The organism is Deltaproteobacteria bacterium GWC2_55_46 (assembly GCA_001595385.3).
Classification (GTDB): Bacteria; Desulfobacterota; GWC2-55-46; order GWC2-55-46; family GWC2-55-46; genus UBA5799.
In genome coordinates, this window is record LVEI03000001.1 from 2,103,111 (window position 1) to 2,116,247 (window position 13,137).

The 13,137-nt window shown below is 57.1% G+C and carries 15 protein-coding genes; 6 read left to right on the plus strand and 9 right to left on the minus strand.

The genetic code is table 11. The features are described from left to right. The first annotated feature begins 16 nt into the window (after nt 1-16). From A2V21_309940 to A2V21_309950, 3 genes are read left to right on the plus strand one after another with little or no spacing between them, the layout of a single operon-like run. Nucleotides 17-550, plus strand: coding sequence for a hypothetical protein (locus tag A2V21_309940; protein ID OIJ74551.1), 534 nt, complete (start codon nt 17-19; stop codon nt 548-550). Next, complete coding sequence (locus tag A2V21_309945; protein OIJ74552.1) at nt 537-908, plus strand: hypothetical protein; 372 nt, start codon at nt 537-539, stop codon at nt 906-908. The genes A2V21_309940 and A2V21_309945 overlap by 14 nt, the downstream gene beginning before the upstream one ends. Before the next feature lie 50 nt (nt 909-958). Continuing rightward, nucleotides 959-1,195, plus strand: coding sequence for a hypothetical protein (locus A2V21_309950; protein OIJ74553.1), 237 nt, complete (start codon nt 959-961; stop codon nt 1,193-1,195). Between the two features lie 123 nt (nt 1,196-1,318). Here A2V21_309950 and A2V21_309955 read toward each other — a convergent pair whose 3' ends face one another. The 9 genes from A2V21_309955 to A2V21_309995 form a co-directional block, all read right to left on the minus strand. Next, nucleotides 1,319-2,761 (minus strand): cysteine--tRNA ligase, encoded by a 1,443-nt coding sequence (locus A2V21_309955; GenBank protein OIJ75147.1) that lies wholly within the window; start codon nt 2,759-2,761, stop codon nt 1,319-1,321. 14 nt (nt 2,762-2,775) lie between these two features. Continuing rightward, nucleotides 2,776-4,146: a glutamate--tRNA ligase gene (locus A2V21_309960; protein OIJ74554.1), complete on the minus strand. Its 1,371-nt coding sequence runs from the start codon at nt 4,144-4,146 to the stop codon at nt 2,776-2,778. Then, the gene (locus tag A2V21_309965; GenBank protein OIJ74555.1) at nt 4,146-4,625 is read right to left on the minus strand and encodes a 2-C-methyl-D-erythritol 2,4-cyclodiphosphate synthase; all 480 of its coding nucleotides are present in this window, start codon (nt 4,623-4,625) and stop codon (nt 4,146-4,148) included. The genes A2V21_309960 and A2V21_309965 overlap by 1 nt, the downstream gene beginning before the upstream one ends. Beyond that, complete coding sequence (locus A2V21_309970; protein OIJ74556.1) at nt 4,622-5,332, minus strand: 2-C-methyl-D-erythritol 4-phosphate cytidylyltransferase; 711 nt, start codon at nt 5,330-5,332, stop codon at nt 4,622-4,624. The genes A2V21_309965 and A2V21_309970 overlap by 4 nt, the downstream gene beginning before the upstream one ends. A gap of 101 nt (nt 5,333-5,433) precedes the next feature. Then, a complete protein-coding gene (locus A2V21_309975) occupies nt 5,434-6,450 on the minus strand; it encodes a hypothetical protein (GenBank protein OIJ74557.1) in 1,017 nt (338 codons plus the stop codon). A 26-nt stretch (nt 6,451-6,476) separates the two neighbouring features. Further along, nucleotides 6,477-6,983 carry a CarD family transcriptional regulator gene (locus A2V21_309980; GenBank protein OIJ74558.1) on the minus strand — a complete coding sequence of 169 codons (507 nt, stop codon included), beginning with the start codon at nt 6,981-6,983 and terminating at the stop codon, nt 6,477-6,479. A gap of 56 nt (nt 6,984-7,039) precedes the next feature. Next, nucleotides 7,040-7,705 (minus strand): hypothetical protein, encoded by a 666-nt coding sequence (locus A2V21_309985; protein ID OIJ74559.1) that lies wholly within the window; start codon nt 7,703-7,705, stop codon nt 7,040-7,042. Beyond that, nucleotides 7,702-9,432 carry a hypothetical protein gene (locus tag A2V21_309990; GenBank protein OIJ74560.1) on the minus strand — a complete coding sequence of 577 codons (1,731 nt, stop codon included), beginning with the start codon at nt 9,430-9,432 and terminating at the stop codon, nt 7,702-7,704. Before A2V21_309990 ends, A2V21_309985 begins: the two co-directional genes overlap by 4 nt. 293 nt (nt 9,433-9,725) lie before the next feature. After that, nucleotides 9,726-10,019: a hypothetical protein gene (locus A2V21_309995; GenBank protein OIJ74561.1), complete on the minus strand. Its 294-nt coding sequence runs from the start codon at nt 10,017-10,019 to the stop codon at nt 9,726-9,728. Nucleotides 10,020-10,209: 190 nt separating this feature from the next. Between A2V21_309995 and A2V21_310000 the strand changes: the two genes are divergently transcribed. The 3 genes from A2V21_310000 (at nt 10,210) to A2V21_310010 (ending at nt 13,057) form a co-directional block, all read left to right on the plus strand. Next, the gene (locus tag A2V21_310000) at nt 10,210-10,536 is read left to right on the plus strand and encodes a thioredoxin (GenBank protein OIJ74562.1); all 327 of its coding nucleotides are present in this window, start codon (nt 10,210-10,212) and stop codon (nt 10,534-10,536) included. Nucleotides 10,537-10,649: 113 nt separating this feature from the next. Further along, a complete protein-coding gene (locus tag A2V21_310005) occupies nt 10,650-11,210 on the plus strand; it encodes a hypothetical protein (GenBank protein OIJ74563.1) in 561 nt (186 codons plus the stop codon). A gap of 116 nt (nt 11,211-11,326) precedes the next feature. Beyond that, entirely contained in the window at nt 11,327-13,057 is a 1,731-nt protein-coding gene (locus A2V21_310010) for a ribonucleoside-diphosphate reductase, adenosylcobalamin-dependent (protein ID OIJ74564.1), read from the plus strand. Nucleotides 13,058-13,137 lie beyond the last annotated feature (80 nt).

A 13,137-nucleotide genomic window follows, 5' to 3' on the forward strand; every position in this document is an offset into this window, starting at 1 on the left:
GCCGGGAGAGGCGCGATTGGACGAAAGGCTAAAGGTATTCTACGAGCTCTACGACAGGAGAAAGAGCGTAAGGGAGTTTGCTGAAAGGCCGGTCGAGGCCGCTTTGCTCGACAGGCTTCTTGTTGCGCTCAATAGGGCCCAGAGCGCGGCAAACCGCCAGCCCTGGCACTTTATCGTGCTCGGAAGCGTGGAGGAAAGGGGCAGGGTCAATGACATACTCACGAAAGAAGGCTTCAGGAAGGCCCCGCTCCTTATAGTGGCATGCGCCGACCCGGCCCAGGCCTGGACCAGGAAGACCGACAAGGTCAATTACTCCTGGGTTGACGTGACCATCGCGATAACCGAGATGATCGGGGCCGCGACAGCCGAGGGGCTCGGCGCCTGCTGGATAGCCTCACTGGACGCCGTCGAGGTGAAGCGGAGGCTCGATATCCCGGACCAGATCGAGATAGTCGCGATAATAGCCATGGGCTATCCGAAAGAGGAGCTTAAGAAAGAGGAGAAGGCAAGAAAGCCTCTTGGGGAGATAATACATTATGGGAAGTGGTAAAAAGCCGGAAGACCAGTACGTCCTGCTGAGGTCTGACAGGAGAAAGAACCTCAGAAAGCAGTTGCTTGTCCTGAAGATCAGGGGCGAGGACACACGCGGCGTTTTCTTCGGCTATGCCAAGACCATAAGCAGGGGAGGGATGTTCATTGGCTCCGTGAACCCGCGGAAGGTGGGCGAAGAGTTCGACATCACTTTCAACCTGAGCGAGATAGGCAGGGAGATAAAATGCAGGTGCGTGGTGGTCTGGTCGAGGGAGTACGACTCGATGACCAAGCAGGAGCCTGGCATGGGGATAAAATTCATCGACCTGCCCGACGAGATACGGGAAGAGCTGGAGGAGTATATTAAAAAGAAATAGACACAGGGTCTTTTGATTCGATCCGGACAAGAAAAAGGCGGACAGCGTTTATGCTGCCCGCCTTTTTCTCTTTTTCGCGTTTACTGGAGAACGCCTCCTATGACAGCCGGGGCCGCGGTGACATTCGGCCTTGTACCGCCGCCAAGCGAAGCGGCGAGTGTCAAGGCCAGCCCAAAGGCCAGGCCTCGGTGGATAGTACTGTCCATTTTTTTACCTCCGGGGTGTCTACAGGCGAGGCGGAGGTAAGGCGGAATAGACAGACGGAGCCGGGGAAGGATGGAGAGTGAATACGCGAGAATACGTGAACAGGCGTTAAGATCCGGGGCTTACTTCAACCTCTTTCTGGGTTTGCGATAATGGTAACCCCGCCGGTTCAAGCCTTCCGTGACTTTCGTCACAGAGCGTCCGGGTCAGCCCCGGACGCTCCAGGTAGTACCCTTAGCCGAGTCCTCAAGGAGGATGCCCTTCTCAAAGAGCTCTTTTCTTATGGCGTCGGCGCGGGCGAAGTCCTTGCCCTTCCTCGCCTCGTTACGCTCGGCTATGAGCCTTTCTATCTCTTCTGGCGGTACTGCGCTCCTGCTTTTTTTATCGTTGAAATATTCCTCAGGCTTTCGGTTGAAGACGCCGAGGAACCTGGATGCCTCCCTTATAACGGCAAGAGAGTTGGTCATCTCGTCCCATACCCCCTTGCGCTCTCCTGTGGCCTTTGCCTCGTCCATCGCCTTATTCATCCGGGTGATCTCCTTGAAGATGTTCCCGATGACCTCGGCGGTATTGAAGTCGTCGTCCATGGGGCCGAACGCCTTGTCGAGCCTGTCCTCGACGCAGTTGACGCAGAGCTCGCCCGCAAGGGCCGCGGGGTACTCCTCGGCGGCGCGCTGAAGGGTCTTGTAGAACCTCTCTACCGCAGCCTCCGCGTCCTTAAGGGACTCTGCCGTATAGTCTATCGGAGAGCGGTAGTGGCTTGAAAGGAGGAATAGCCTTATCGCCTCGGCGGTGTGCTCTTTAAGAGCGTCCCTGATGTTCAGGATATTGCCCAGGGACTTGCTCATCTTCTCTTTCTCTATGTTGACGAAGCCGTTGTGGAGCCAGTACCTGACGTAGGGTGTTTTGCCTGTGGCGGCCTCGCTCTGCGCTATCTCGTTTTCGTGGTGCGGGAATATCAGGTCCTTTCCGCCTCCGTGGATATCGATAGTCTCGCCGAGCCATTCCATCACCATCGCGCTGCACTCTATGTGCCAGCCGGGCCTTCCGTTGCCCCAGGGGCTCTCCCACCATGGCTCCCCCGGCTTGCTCGCCTTCCAGAGGGCGAAGTCCAGCGGGTCCTGCTTCCTCTCGTCGACCTCTACTCTCGCCCCGGCCTCAAGCTCGTCTATGTTCTTGCCGGAGAGCTTGCCGTAGTCCTTTTTCTTCCTCACGGAGTAATAGACGTCGCCTTCGACGGCGTAAGCGTATCCGTTGTCCATGAGGGCCTTCGTGACCTCTATTATCTTGCCGATACTCTCGGTGGCCTTTGGCCTTAGGTCGGGAAGGCTCACGTTCAGGGCTGCCATATCATCGTCAAAGGCCTTTATATACCTCTCGGCGACCTCTTCGGATGTCGACCCTTCCTGGTTCGCTTTCCTGATTATCTTGTCGTCTACGTCCGTATAGTTGCGGGCGTATTTTACCTCGAAGCCCCTGTACCGGAGGTACTTCTGTATGACGTCGAATGAGACGGCGCTCCTGGCATGCCCTATGTGGCTCAAGTCGTAGACTGTCGGCCCGCAGACGTACATCGTGACCTTTCCGGGCAGCGCTGTCTGGAACTCTTCCTTGGACTTTGTAAGAGAGTTGTATACCTTTATAGCCATATCTCCCCCCGGTCTCATTTTTCTGACTTCTTAAGCCTTCTTATCATTTCGTCCCTGCCGAGAAGCTTCATGACCCTGGCAAGCTCTATGCCCTCGTGTCTCCCGGTGAGGGCGAGCCTTATGGGCATCAGGAGCCTCCTGCCCTTCTCGCCGGTCGCGTTCTTTACAGCCTCTATTACCGACTTGCATGAGCCTTCGTCGAGGGAAGTAGCCCTTTCAAGCTCAGAGAGTAACGAGCTCAAGACCTTCCTGGCGTACTCTTCTGACAGCTCGGCTTGCTCGGCCTCTCCTATCCGTGGCCCGGTTGTGAAAGGCTCCAACAGGCCCTCAAGCTCTTTTAAGGTTGAGGCGTTGCCCTTGAGCGCGTCTATGAGCGCGGCGCTCCCGGCGCCAGGGCCCATCAGGGCGGCAAGGCCGTCTCCGCTTCTTTTCTGTATCGCCTCTTTATTGAAAGACTTGAGCCTGCCCTCGTCGAACGCGGAGGCGGACCTCGAAAGCTTATCCAAAGAGAAGAGATGCGACATCTCCTCAAGGCCGACGGCGCCAACACCAGGGTCCCAGCCGAGCCTGGCTACAGTGTTTATTACCGCCTCGGGCAGGTAGCCGCCGTCGCGGAGCCCCTTGACGGAGAATTCCCCGTGGCGCTTGCTCAAGGGCGTCCTGTCAGCGCCGAGCACCAGCGGCACGTGGCTGAACGCCGGGGTTTTTAATCCCATGGCCTCGAACAAGAGGAGCTGCCTCGGGGTGTTCGAGAGGTGGTCGTCCCCCCTTATTACGTGTGAGACCTCCATCATGGCGTCATCTATTACGACGGCGAAGTTATATGAGGCGACGCCGTCAGAGCCTATTATGACGAAGTCCCCGAAGGCGCTTGTGTCGAACTTCAATGGGCCGTGTACGAGGTCGGTGAAGGCGACCTCTTTCCGGGGGACCAGGAACCTGACTACAGAAGGCTCCACGGAAGGAGGATTGACGAGCTCCCTGCACCTGCCGTCATACCTTGAAGGCGCTCCGGCGGCCGCCTGAGCCGCCTTCAGCTCCTGAAGCCTATCTTTCGTGCAGTAGCACCGGTAAGCCTTGCCTTCGCCTATGAGCTGTTCGGCCTTGCCGCTGTAGATCGAAAGCCTCTCCGATTGCCTGTATGGGCCGTATCCTCCGCCTATGTCAGGGCCCTCGTCCCAGACGAGGCCGAGCCACTTGAGGTCGTCGCATATGGCCGCCTCAAAGCTGGAAAGCGAACGGGCGATATCCGTATCCTCGATCCTCAGTATGAAGCTGCCGCCGTGGCGGCGCGCGAAGAACCAGTTGAAGAGCGCTGTCCTCGCGTTCCCCAGATGGAGCGCGCCTGTGGGGCTTGGCGCGAACCTTGTCCGGACGGTCCTCATCAACCCTCTTTCGCCGTGATCATCGCTACCGCGTAGGCGGCTATGCCGTCGCCGCTCCCGGTGAAGCCAAGCCCTTCCTCTGTCTTTGCCTTGACGTTCACCTGTGCCTCGCCGCATTTGAGGACACGGGAGATATTCGAGACCATGCCGGGGATAAACCCAAGCAGCTTCGGCGACTGGCAGACTATGGTGGAATCGAGGTTGCCTGTCTTGAACCCCTTGCCATCTATCAAGGAGGCGGTCCTGGCGAGGAGGTCGAGGCTTGAGGCGTCTTTCCACCTCTGGTCGGTCGGCGGGAAGTGCTTGCCTATGTCCCCCAGGCCAGCGGCGCCGATGAGGGCGTCTATTATGGCGTGCAGGAGCACGTCCGCGTCAGAGTGGCCGAGAAGCCCTTTTTCGAAAGGCACCACGACACCTCCCAGTATAAGGGGCCTGCCATCCACAAGCCTGTGTACGTCGTATCCGAAGCCTACTCTCATTTGTTTGCCGTCCTGTATTTTAATATGCACTCGGCTATGGCCAGGTCTTCAGGGGTGGTTATCTTGATATTCTCGTAAGAGCCATGGACTACCCGCACCGGGTGGCCCGTCCGCTCTACAAGCGAGCTTTCGTCAGTGCCTGAAAACGCGCTCTCTCTGGCCTTTCTGAAGGCCTCTTTAAGGACCTGGCTTTTAAAGCCCTGAGGGGTCTGCGCCGACAGGAGGGATTCTCTTGCAAGTGTAGCCTTGACAAGACCGCCCGCAGCCTCTTTTATCGTGTCCTTTACAGGGACAGCCGCTATCGCGGCGCCGCTCTCAGAAGCGGCCTTGATGGTATCTTCTATGATATCCGTTGTGACAAGCGGCCTGGCGCCGTCGTGCACAAGTATGACTCCGAACTCGTCGCCGGCAGCGGCCAGGCCGTTTTCAACGGAGTCCTGCCGTTCGGCCCCGCCGGGGATTATAGCGGAGACCTTCCTGAAGCCGTAAGCCTCTACGATGGACCTTCTGCAGAACTCTTCATCTGACGGGGGTACGACTATGATCATGGAATCGATGGACGAACGCTCGAACGCCTCTATCGTCCAGGCCAGCACCGGCCTGCCGAGGAGCATGAGGTAGTTTTTCTTAAGCGACCCCATCCTGCGCCCCATGCCAGCGGATGGTATTATGGCGAGCGTCTTTATCTTCTCCGGCGATACATTCATTCTTTCAGGCCTGGGAATATCGTTATGATCGGACAGTTTAATATTATTTCAATGACATGAAAAGCGATTTTTGGGCTGGATGCGGTAAGCCGGGAGGGGTATTACTGGTATACTGCCTTCTTCGATTCCTCCTTGACCTTCGAGAATATCATGCGCCCTCCGGTGGTCTGCAGCACGCTCGTTATCGCCACGTCTATGGTCTTGCCCACGAACTCGCGCCCGTTGTCTATTACGACCATGGTGCCGTCTTCGAGGTAGCCCACCCCCTGGCCGTGCTCCTTGCCTTCCTTCAGCACCAGGATGTGGAGGGCCTCCCCGGGAAGCACCACTGGCTTCATGGCCGTGGCGAGCTTGTTCATGTTGAGGACCTTGACGCCGTGCAGCTCCGCCACCTTGTGGAGGTTGGCGTCATTCGTGAGTATCCTCGCAGCCGATTCCTTCGCCAGGGCAACGAGCTTTGAGTCGACCTCCTTTATATCCGGGAAGTCCTTGTCCGTTATCTCGACTACGGTCTTTTCGTTGGCCTGTATCTGCTTGAGGACGTCAAGGCCCCTTTTGCCGCGGGTCCTCTTTATGGCGTCAGGGGAGTCGGCTATATGCTGTAGCTCGCGCAGCACGAACTGCGGGACGATGATGGACGTGTCGATGAAGCCAGTTTCGCAGACCTCGGCTATCCTGCCGTCGATTATCACGCTCGTGTCAATCACAAGCGGAGAGGCCGACCTTGGCGCGGCCTCAGCGTTTCTGTGCTCGGTAAATTGCTTCACCGTCTTGTGCCAGTCGAACTCGTCCCCCTTTTTCATCCCGACGCTGAGGCCCAGGTAGCCGACGATGATGTTGGTGACGAGATAGACCGCAAGCTCGACGTATCCGCTCTTGAACTTGAGCATCAGCGGATATGTGAGGAGGTTGGCGATGGTGAGGCCGAGGATAAGGCCGATGGCGCCGCCGAGGACGATCCTTAACGGAGTCCTCCGGACGCGTTTTTCGAATATGAGGGCTAATACGGATATGAGGAGGCCGCTTGCGAGGCCGGCGAAGGCGAGGGTGTTGTCGAATATGTGGAGTACTATAAGGTACCCGCTGGCAGCGGCGAATATCACCAGCAGGGAACGCATCAGAAGATACACCGGGGGACCTCCCTTCAGCGCTGCATCAAGCGGACAAGCTCTTCCTCGACCTTCTCCTCCCGGACGTTCCTGGCTATCGAGAGTTCTTTTACGAGGAGGTTCTTGGCGGTGTCCAGCATCCTGCGCTCGCCGAAGGAGAGTTCCTTGTCATACTTGAGGATGTAAAGGTCCCTCAGCACTCGCGCGACTTCCATGACGCAGCCGCTTTTGATCTTGTCCGTATACTCCCGGTATCTCCTGTTCCAGGTCTGGTTGTCAAGGCAGACGTCCGTGCGGTCCTTCAATATGTCGTATATCTTCGGGACCATCGACTTTTTAACGATCTTGCGGAGCCCTACTGTAGAGGCCGTATCGGTGGGGACCATTATGGTGGCTTCGGTGTCGAGGATCTTTATGATGTAGAAGTTCTTGTGTAACCCCGACACTTCCCTCGTCTCCACGCCCATTATCATGCCTACGCCATGGGCAGGATATACGGCGAGTTCGCCTGTTTTGAAGATGTCGGCAATGATTTTAGACATGAAGATCCTTTAGAGAGGGGAAAAAAGTATAACTTTTTATACCATATCCCAGTTTTTTAGTCAACTTTATTACTTTCAGCCGTCCCGGCCCCCGTAAACCTGAAGGCCTCTTCATCGAGCCCCGGGTTGACCTCGATCTCCCTGTACCTTATCATAACGCTCCTTTTGCCGTCATCTATGGTGATCTTGCCGGGTATGTTCGCGCCGGAAATCACCCTGTAGTCTTCTATGGCGACCTTGAGCGGGGGGCGGCCTTCGACGTCTCTGGTAAATGACTTCAGGCGGCCGTACTCGTCCCTTGAGGCCTCTGTGGCCTGTCTGCCGTTTTCGCTTTCAGCAAGAGGGGTTCCGAGGAGAAAGGATACTATCTCTTCCGGTTTTAGCGGGTAAGGTATCTCACCATCTTTTAAGGTGGCGTCCCTGCCGTACTCCACCACCCCTTCGTCGGTGAGCATGTAGATGGTCTCGCCATCGCTTCCAAGAAGGGCGGCGGTCTGCCCGAAGGGGCCAAAGACCTCGACCCTGAAAGAGGCCGGGCTCTTGGCCAGGACACGGGCCCGGCCGACTACGGAGAAGGCCCTTTTTATCTCAACCGTGGCCTCTGCCCTTAAAGACGATGGGACCAGTCCCGGGAGATCGGGTTTTTCTGGCGGTTTAACTCCGGCGCAGCCTGCGATGAAGACCAGTACTGTAAGGACAGAGAGCCTGTGCCGCGCCCTCACTTGCTCGCCTTGAACTCTTCCTTGAGCCGGTCGAGCTTGCCCTGCAGGTCGGCGTTCCCGGGGTTTGTGCGAAGCGCCGCCTCGTAGGCGGAAAGCGCCTTCTGTTTGTTGTTGTGCTTCAGATACGCGTCCCCGATGTGCTCGTTTACTATCGGGTCTTCCGGCAAGAATTTGAGGGCCTTCTCAAGTTCCGCTATGGCCTTTGCGGTCTCGCCCTTCTTGAAGTATACCCATCCGAGGCTGTCCAGGATATGGCCGCTATCGGGCTTAAGCTCCAGCGCCTTCTTTATGAACTCCTCGGCCTTGTCGAGCTGTATCCCTTTTTCAGCGTAGGCATAGCCTATGTAGTTGAGCGCGTTGGCGTGGGCCGGGTCGAGGTCAAGGACCTTGAACATCGACGAGAGCACCTTGTCCTCTATCTTCGCCTCGTCGTAGACGACTCCAAGGAGGAAGTAGAGCTCAGGGTCGTCAGGCTTGATCTTGACCGCCCGATCGAGGCTGTCGATAGATTCGCCGTACTTCTTCGAGTCGCGGTATATCGACGCGAGGAGCCTCAATAGCTCTACACTTTCGCCCCTTACCCTGATGGCCTCCTTGAGCTCGCTTATGGTGTTATCGAGCCTTCCCTGGCGCTCGTAGATGTACGCGAGGTGTATCTTGGAGTCTATGAAGCTTGTGTCCTTCTCCGGTATCTTGCTGAACTCGGCGGCGGCGCTGGCGAGGTCCCCCTTCTCCTCGTAGGTGGTGCCGAGGTAATAGCGGACCCTGTGAAGGTCGGGGTTGGCCGAAAGTATTCCGGCGAACTTGGCCGCGGCCTCGTCGAAGTTCTTCTTCTCGAAGTAGATGAGGCCTGTCTTGACCATCGCGTCGAGCCTGGTGTCATCGTTCTTCTCAAGCTCGCCAAACTGCTTCAGGGCCTCGTCGAGCATGTTCTGCTGGATGAAAAGGGTGCCAAGGCGCGTAAGCATGCCCGCGTCGTTGGGCATGAGCTCGATGCCCTTTTTATAGGTCTCGATAGCTTTGTCCGTCTTCTTGTCGAGCTCGTAGGTGATGCCGAGCTCGAAGTAGACCGTCCCGAAATGCGAGTTGATGGCCAGCGCCTGCTGGTAATGCTCGGCCGCCATGGAGTAGTTGCCCCTGTCGAACTCGGTCTTGGCGAGATAATAATAGGCCATCACCGAGTCGGGGTTCTCCGCAAGGAGGCGCTTGAGCGCATCTACGGCCTTGTCGTATTCCTTCGCCTTGACGTGGATGGAGCTGAGCATCAGGTAGTTCTTGGTATTGGAAGGGTCGAGCTCTATGGCCTTGCCGTAGTTAAGCGCCGCCGCGGCGTTGTCCTTGAGCATGGCCTGTATCTCGGCGAGCGAGGCGTATGGCGGCGCGTAATCGGGTTCTTTTTCGATAGCCGTCTCAAGGAGTTTTCTGGCGCTCTCAAAGTCGCCGGAGCCCATGTAAAGTCCGCCGAGCTCCGAGTACAGGAGCGCCGAGCCGGGGTCTTTCTCGATGGCCCTCCTGTAGAAGTCTATGGCGCCGGGGAGGTTGCCGGCCTTCCTGAGCATCTGGGCGGCGGTATAGAAGTAATAGGCATCGCCCGTGCTGCCGGGCCTGTGGCTTGCCTTGTGGCCGTTGGGTTCCTTGGCAGGGGCCTTCGTAGCAAATGAAGGGAGCAGGAAGACGGCCGCGAAGGCGGGCAGCATCAATTTCTTGAGATAATTTTGGTCTTTCACGACTGGACCTCCGACCGGCCCGTTCTTTGGAGTGGATCAAACGGGGCCTGATTGGCGCCTTACGGCTGGCGGTTGTGGGCTCGACGGAAGCCCGCTGCTCAAAGCTACTCTGCCGCTTGTTATAATAGCATTTGAGTTATACAGAGTCAACGTAAACCGGCGTCCCGTATATATCGCCGGACGGCCTGTAGCAAAAGCGTAAGCGGCCTTCTGAAGGGCCTGGAACAGGAGGATTACAAGTGTGTTTCGTGCGCGGATTATGAGCGGGAGGTGGATGCGTGTCGATTGTGAGTTCAGGCCCTGGCCGCCTCGGGGACCAACTTAAGCCTGGCCTTCTCAAGCCTCTCCCTTACCTCGGGGGGCAGATGTACGCCGGTGGAGTCCACCCCGGAGAGGATCTCGGCCAGTACCTCGACCCTGTCCGCCGGGGGCAGGCCCCTGTGTATTATTATCCTCTTCTCGCCCCGGAGCAGGAAGAGTCCTCCCGGTGTTGAGACCTCCCCCTTGCGGAGGTCCTCATACGAGAGCTTTATATCGAGCCGTTCGGCGGCGTCTTCAAGCAGCTGTAGAACTGTCTCATTCTTCATGGCCGCTATATTTTCCCGAAAAGGTATTTTGCTGTCAAGTGTAAAAGAGCTCCGGGACAAATTAAGTTGACACATATTGGGCGTTGGATTATATTCCTTACAGGTTTTTATAAACATACGGGCTTAAATCAGCCAGCCAGGCGAAGGCTTGGGAAAAGGCTGTTAAGTTTGAAGGGAGCGATAGAAGAAAATGGGTGAAAACATAATAAACGTAACTGATTCCACTTTCGAATCCATGGTGCTCAAATCCGATGTCCCCGCCCTCGTGGATTTCTGGGCGAGCTGGTGCGCCCCTTGCAGGGCTATCGCTCCGCTCGTTGAGGAAATGGCGCAGGAGTATTCCGGCAAGATCAGGGTGGCCAAGATGAACGTGGACGATAACCCGGCGACCCCCGGCAAGTACGGCGTAAGGGGCATACCGACCCTCATACTTTTCAAGGGCGGGAAGGTCATCGACCAGCTCGTGGGGGCGGTGCCGAAAAACCAGATAAAGGACCTTATCGACAAGGGTCTTTAAAGGCCACAGGACCTTGCATGGCAGGCCAGTCCTGGCCTGCCCTTTTTTTTGCCTTTTTCTTGTAAAAGACGCTGATTAAAGATAAAATAACGCATCAAACGACGGGGTCCGAAATGCTTCATCGCACAAATGCGCGCGGAGTTCTCCTTAAAAGCGCCTTCCTTATACTTGTCATCCTCGGAGCCTCGCTCTACGGCTGCCGGAAAGAAGAGAAAAAAGAGGCTGCGGTCTCCGCCGCTCAAGTTACCCCCGCCCAGGCCATCCCCTTTAAGTTCACCGCCTTCGATGGAAGAGAGGTCTCATTGCAGGGGCTTCGCGGCTCTCTCGTGGTACTTAACTTCTTCGCGAGTTGGTGCGGCCCATGTAAGATAGAAGCCCCGGAGATCGAGGCCGCCTGGAAAGACCTTGGCGGCAGCGGAGTCCGGTTCGTCGGTATAGCCGTAGACGATACAGAGGCCGCGGCGAGGGAGTTCGTCAGAAAGTTCGGCCTTACTTTCCCCACAGGCATTGACGCCACCGGCCAGATTGCCGATGATTACAAGATAAGCTTCATACCCGTCACCTACTTCATTGGAAGAGACGGAACGGTTTTGCGCGTGCACTCAGGCATGGTGACCCGTGATATCATCTCATCCACCATCGCCGAGCTTGATTCCGCGGCGGCGTCCCGCTGACCTTCCTGCCCAGACCTGCCTGCTTGCGCGCAGGTTCCTTCGCTGATAAACTGGTTTTAGCAATATTCCGCATTCCGCATCCTGAAACCTGAAATTACTCTGGACCGGAGTAGATCATGGCAGTGAGGCTTTCGCCAGGCGCCCTTACCGTTCTGGAGAGGCGGTACCTTAAAAAGGACGAATCCGGCCGTGTCATCGAGACCCCTGAGGATATGTTCAGGAGGGTAGCCTCGAATATCGCCAAGGCAGAGCCGCTCTTCGGAAACAATGGCGATGAAGGGGGCTACGAAGAGGCCTTCTGCTCCCTCATCTCCGCGCTTGAGTTCCTCCCTAACTCCCCGACCCTCATGAACGCCGGAAGGAGGCTTCAGCAGCTCGCGGCCTGCTTTGTCCTGCCTGTCGGAGATTCGCTCGAATCGATATTCGATGCCGTAAAGGATACCGCCATCATACACCAGTCGGGAGGAGGGACCGGTTTTTCCTTCTCGAGGCTCCGGCCGGCGGACGACCTGGTAAGCTCCACCGGAGGCCTTGCCAGCGGGCCGGTATCCTTCATGCGGGTATTTAACGCGACCACAGAGGCGATAAAGCAGGGAGGTACCCGAAGGGGCGCGAACATGGGCATCCTCAAGGTGGACCACCCGGACATAATGCAGTTCATAACCGTCAAGGAAGACCCTGCCGAGTTCACCAACTTTAACCTCTCTGTGGCGGTGACGGACGCGTTCATGAAGGCGCTCGAAGAGGGCGCAGAGTACGAGCTTGTGAACCCGAGGACCGGCAGGCCGGCCGGAAAGGTCGGCGCTGATGAAGTCTTCGGGCGCATAGCCGAATGCGCGTGGAAGAGCGGGGAGCCGGGGGTCCTTTTCATAGACCGTATAGAGAGCGCCAACCCGACGCCGCATATCGGCCGGTTCGAGGCGACAAACCCGTGCGGCGAGCAGCCGCTACTGAGTTACGAGCCTTGCAACCTGGGGTCGATAAACCTTGGCAGGATGGTAAGGGAGTTCGGCGGCAGGTGGGTGCTCGATTGGGAAAAGCTCGCCGCGACCGTATCCCTTGCGGTGCGCTTCCTCGATAACGTCATCGAGATGAGCAGGTACCCGACGGCCGAGATAGACGCGATGGCGAAGGCAAACAGGAAGATAGGCCTGGGCGTCATGGGATTCGCCGACCTCCTTGTGCGCCTGCGCATCCGGTACGGAAGCGAGGAGAGCTTCGCTCTGGCCGAAGAGGTGATGAGGTACATAAGCGCGAGGGCATGGGGGGCCTCACGCGCCCTTGCCAGGGAGCGTGGCCCCTTCCCTAATATAAAGGGGAGCGTCTTCGACAAGGCGGGGGTGGAGCCGGTCAGGAACGCCACCGTCACCACTATCGCGCCGACCGGCACTTTAAGCATCATCGCCGGATGCTCTTCGGGCATAGAGCCCTTCTTTTCGCTGAGCTACATAAGGCAGGTGCTCAATGGGGTGAGGATACCGGAGGTAAACCCGCTTGTGGCAGAGGTCGCGATGGAAGAGGGCTTCTACAACGAAAGCCTCATAGAGCATGTCTCGAACGGGGGCGATATAAAGGAGAGGGACGAGGTGCCGGAGCGCGTAAAGGAGATATTCGTCACCGCTTACGAGATCCCCACGGTGGACCATATAAGGATGCAGGCGGCCTTCCAGAAGCATACCGACAACGCCGTCTCCAAGACCATAAACCTGCCGCCTGAAGCGACGGTCGCCGACGTGCGGGAGGCATATCTTGCCGCGTGGAGGCTCGGCTGCAAGGGTGTGACCGTTTATAGATCAGGGACAAGGGCCGAGCAGGTGCTCACATGCAAAAGCCCTCTGTACTGCTGATTTACGGGTGGACAAAGCGTCTTTAATCTGTTAAAAATTGCCTTGAACGAGCGTTTGCAGACCAACACAGGGCAAGGTGG

Excerpts from the sequence above, each read along its gene's own strand:
- A2V21_309945 (OIJ74552.1), top strand. The coding sequence starts at position 537 with ATGGGAAGTGGTAAAAAGCCGGAAGACCAGTACGTCCTGCTGAGGTCT.
- A2V21_309950 (OIJ74553.1), top strand. The coding sequence starts at position 959 with ATGCTGCCCGCCTTTTTCTCTTTTTCGCGTTTACTGGAGAACGCCTCC.
- A2V21_309955 (OIJ75147.1), bottom strand. The coding sequence starts at position 2,761 with ATGGCTATAAAGGTATACAACTCTCTTACAAAGTCCAAGGAAGAGTTC.
- A2V21_309960 (OIJ74554.1), bottom strand. The coding sequence starts at position 4,146 with ATGAGGACCGTCCGGACAAGGTTCGCGCCAAGCCCCACAGGCGCGCTC.
- A2V21_309965 (OIJ74555.1), bottom strand. The coding sequence starts at position 4,625 with ATGAGAGTAGGCTTCGGATACGACGTACACAGGCTTGTGGATGGCAGG.
- A2V21_309970 (OIJ74556.1), bottom strand. The coding sequence starts at position 5,332 with ATGAATGTATCGCCGGAGAAGATAAAGACGCTCGCCATAATACCATCC.
- A2V21_309975 (OIJ74557.1), bottom strand. The coding sequence starts at position 6,450 with ATGCGTTCCCTGCTGGTGATATTCGCCGCTGCCAGCGGGTACCTTATA.
- A2V21_309980 (OIJ74558.1), bottom strand. The coding sequence starts at position 6,983 with ATGTCTAAAATCATTGCCGACATCTTCAAAACAGGCGAACTCGCCGTA.
- A2V21_309995 (OIJ74561.1), bottom strand. The coding sequence starts at position 10,019 with ATGAAGAATGAGACAGTTCTACAGCTGCTTGAAGACGCCGCCGAACGG.
- A2V21_310000 (OIJ74562.1), top strand. The coding sequence starts at position 10,210 with ATGGGTGAAAACATAATAAACGTAACTGATTCCACTTTCGAATCCATG.
- A2V21_310005 (OIJ74563.1), top strand. The coding sequence starts at position 10,650 with ATGCTTCATCGCACAAATGCGCGCGGAGTTCTCCTTAAAAGCGCCTTC.
- A2V21_310010 (OIJ74564.1), top strand. The coding sequence starts at position 11,327 with ATGGCAGTGAGGCTTTCGCCAGGCGCCCTTACCGTTCTGGAGAGGCGG.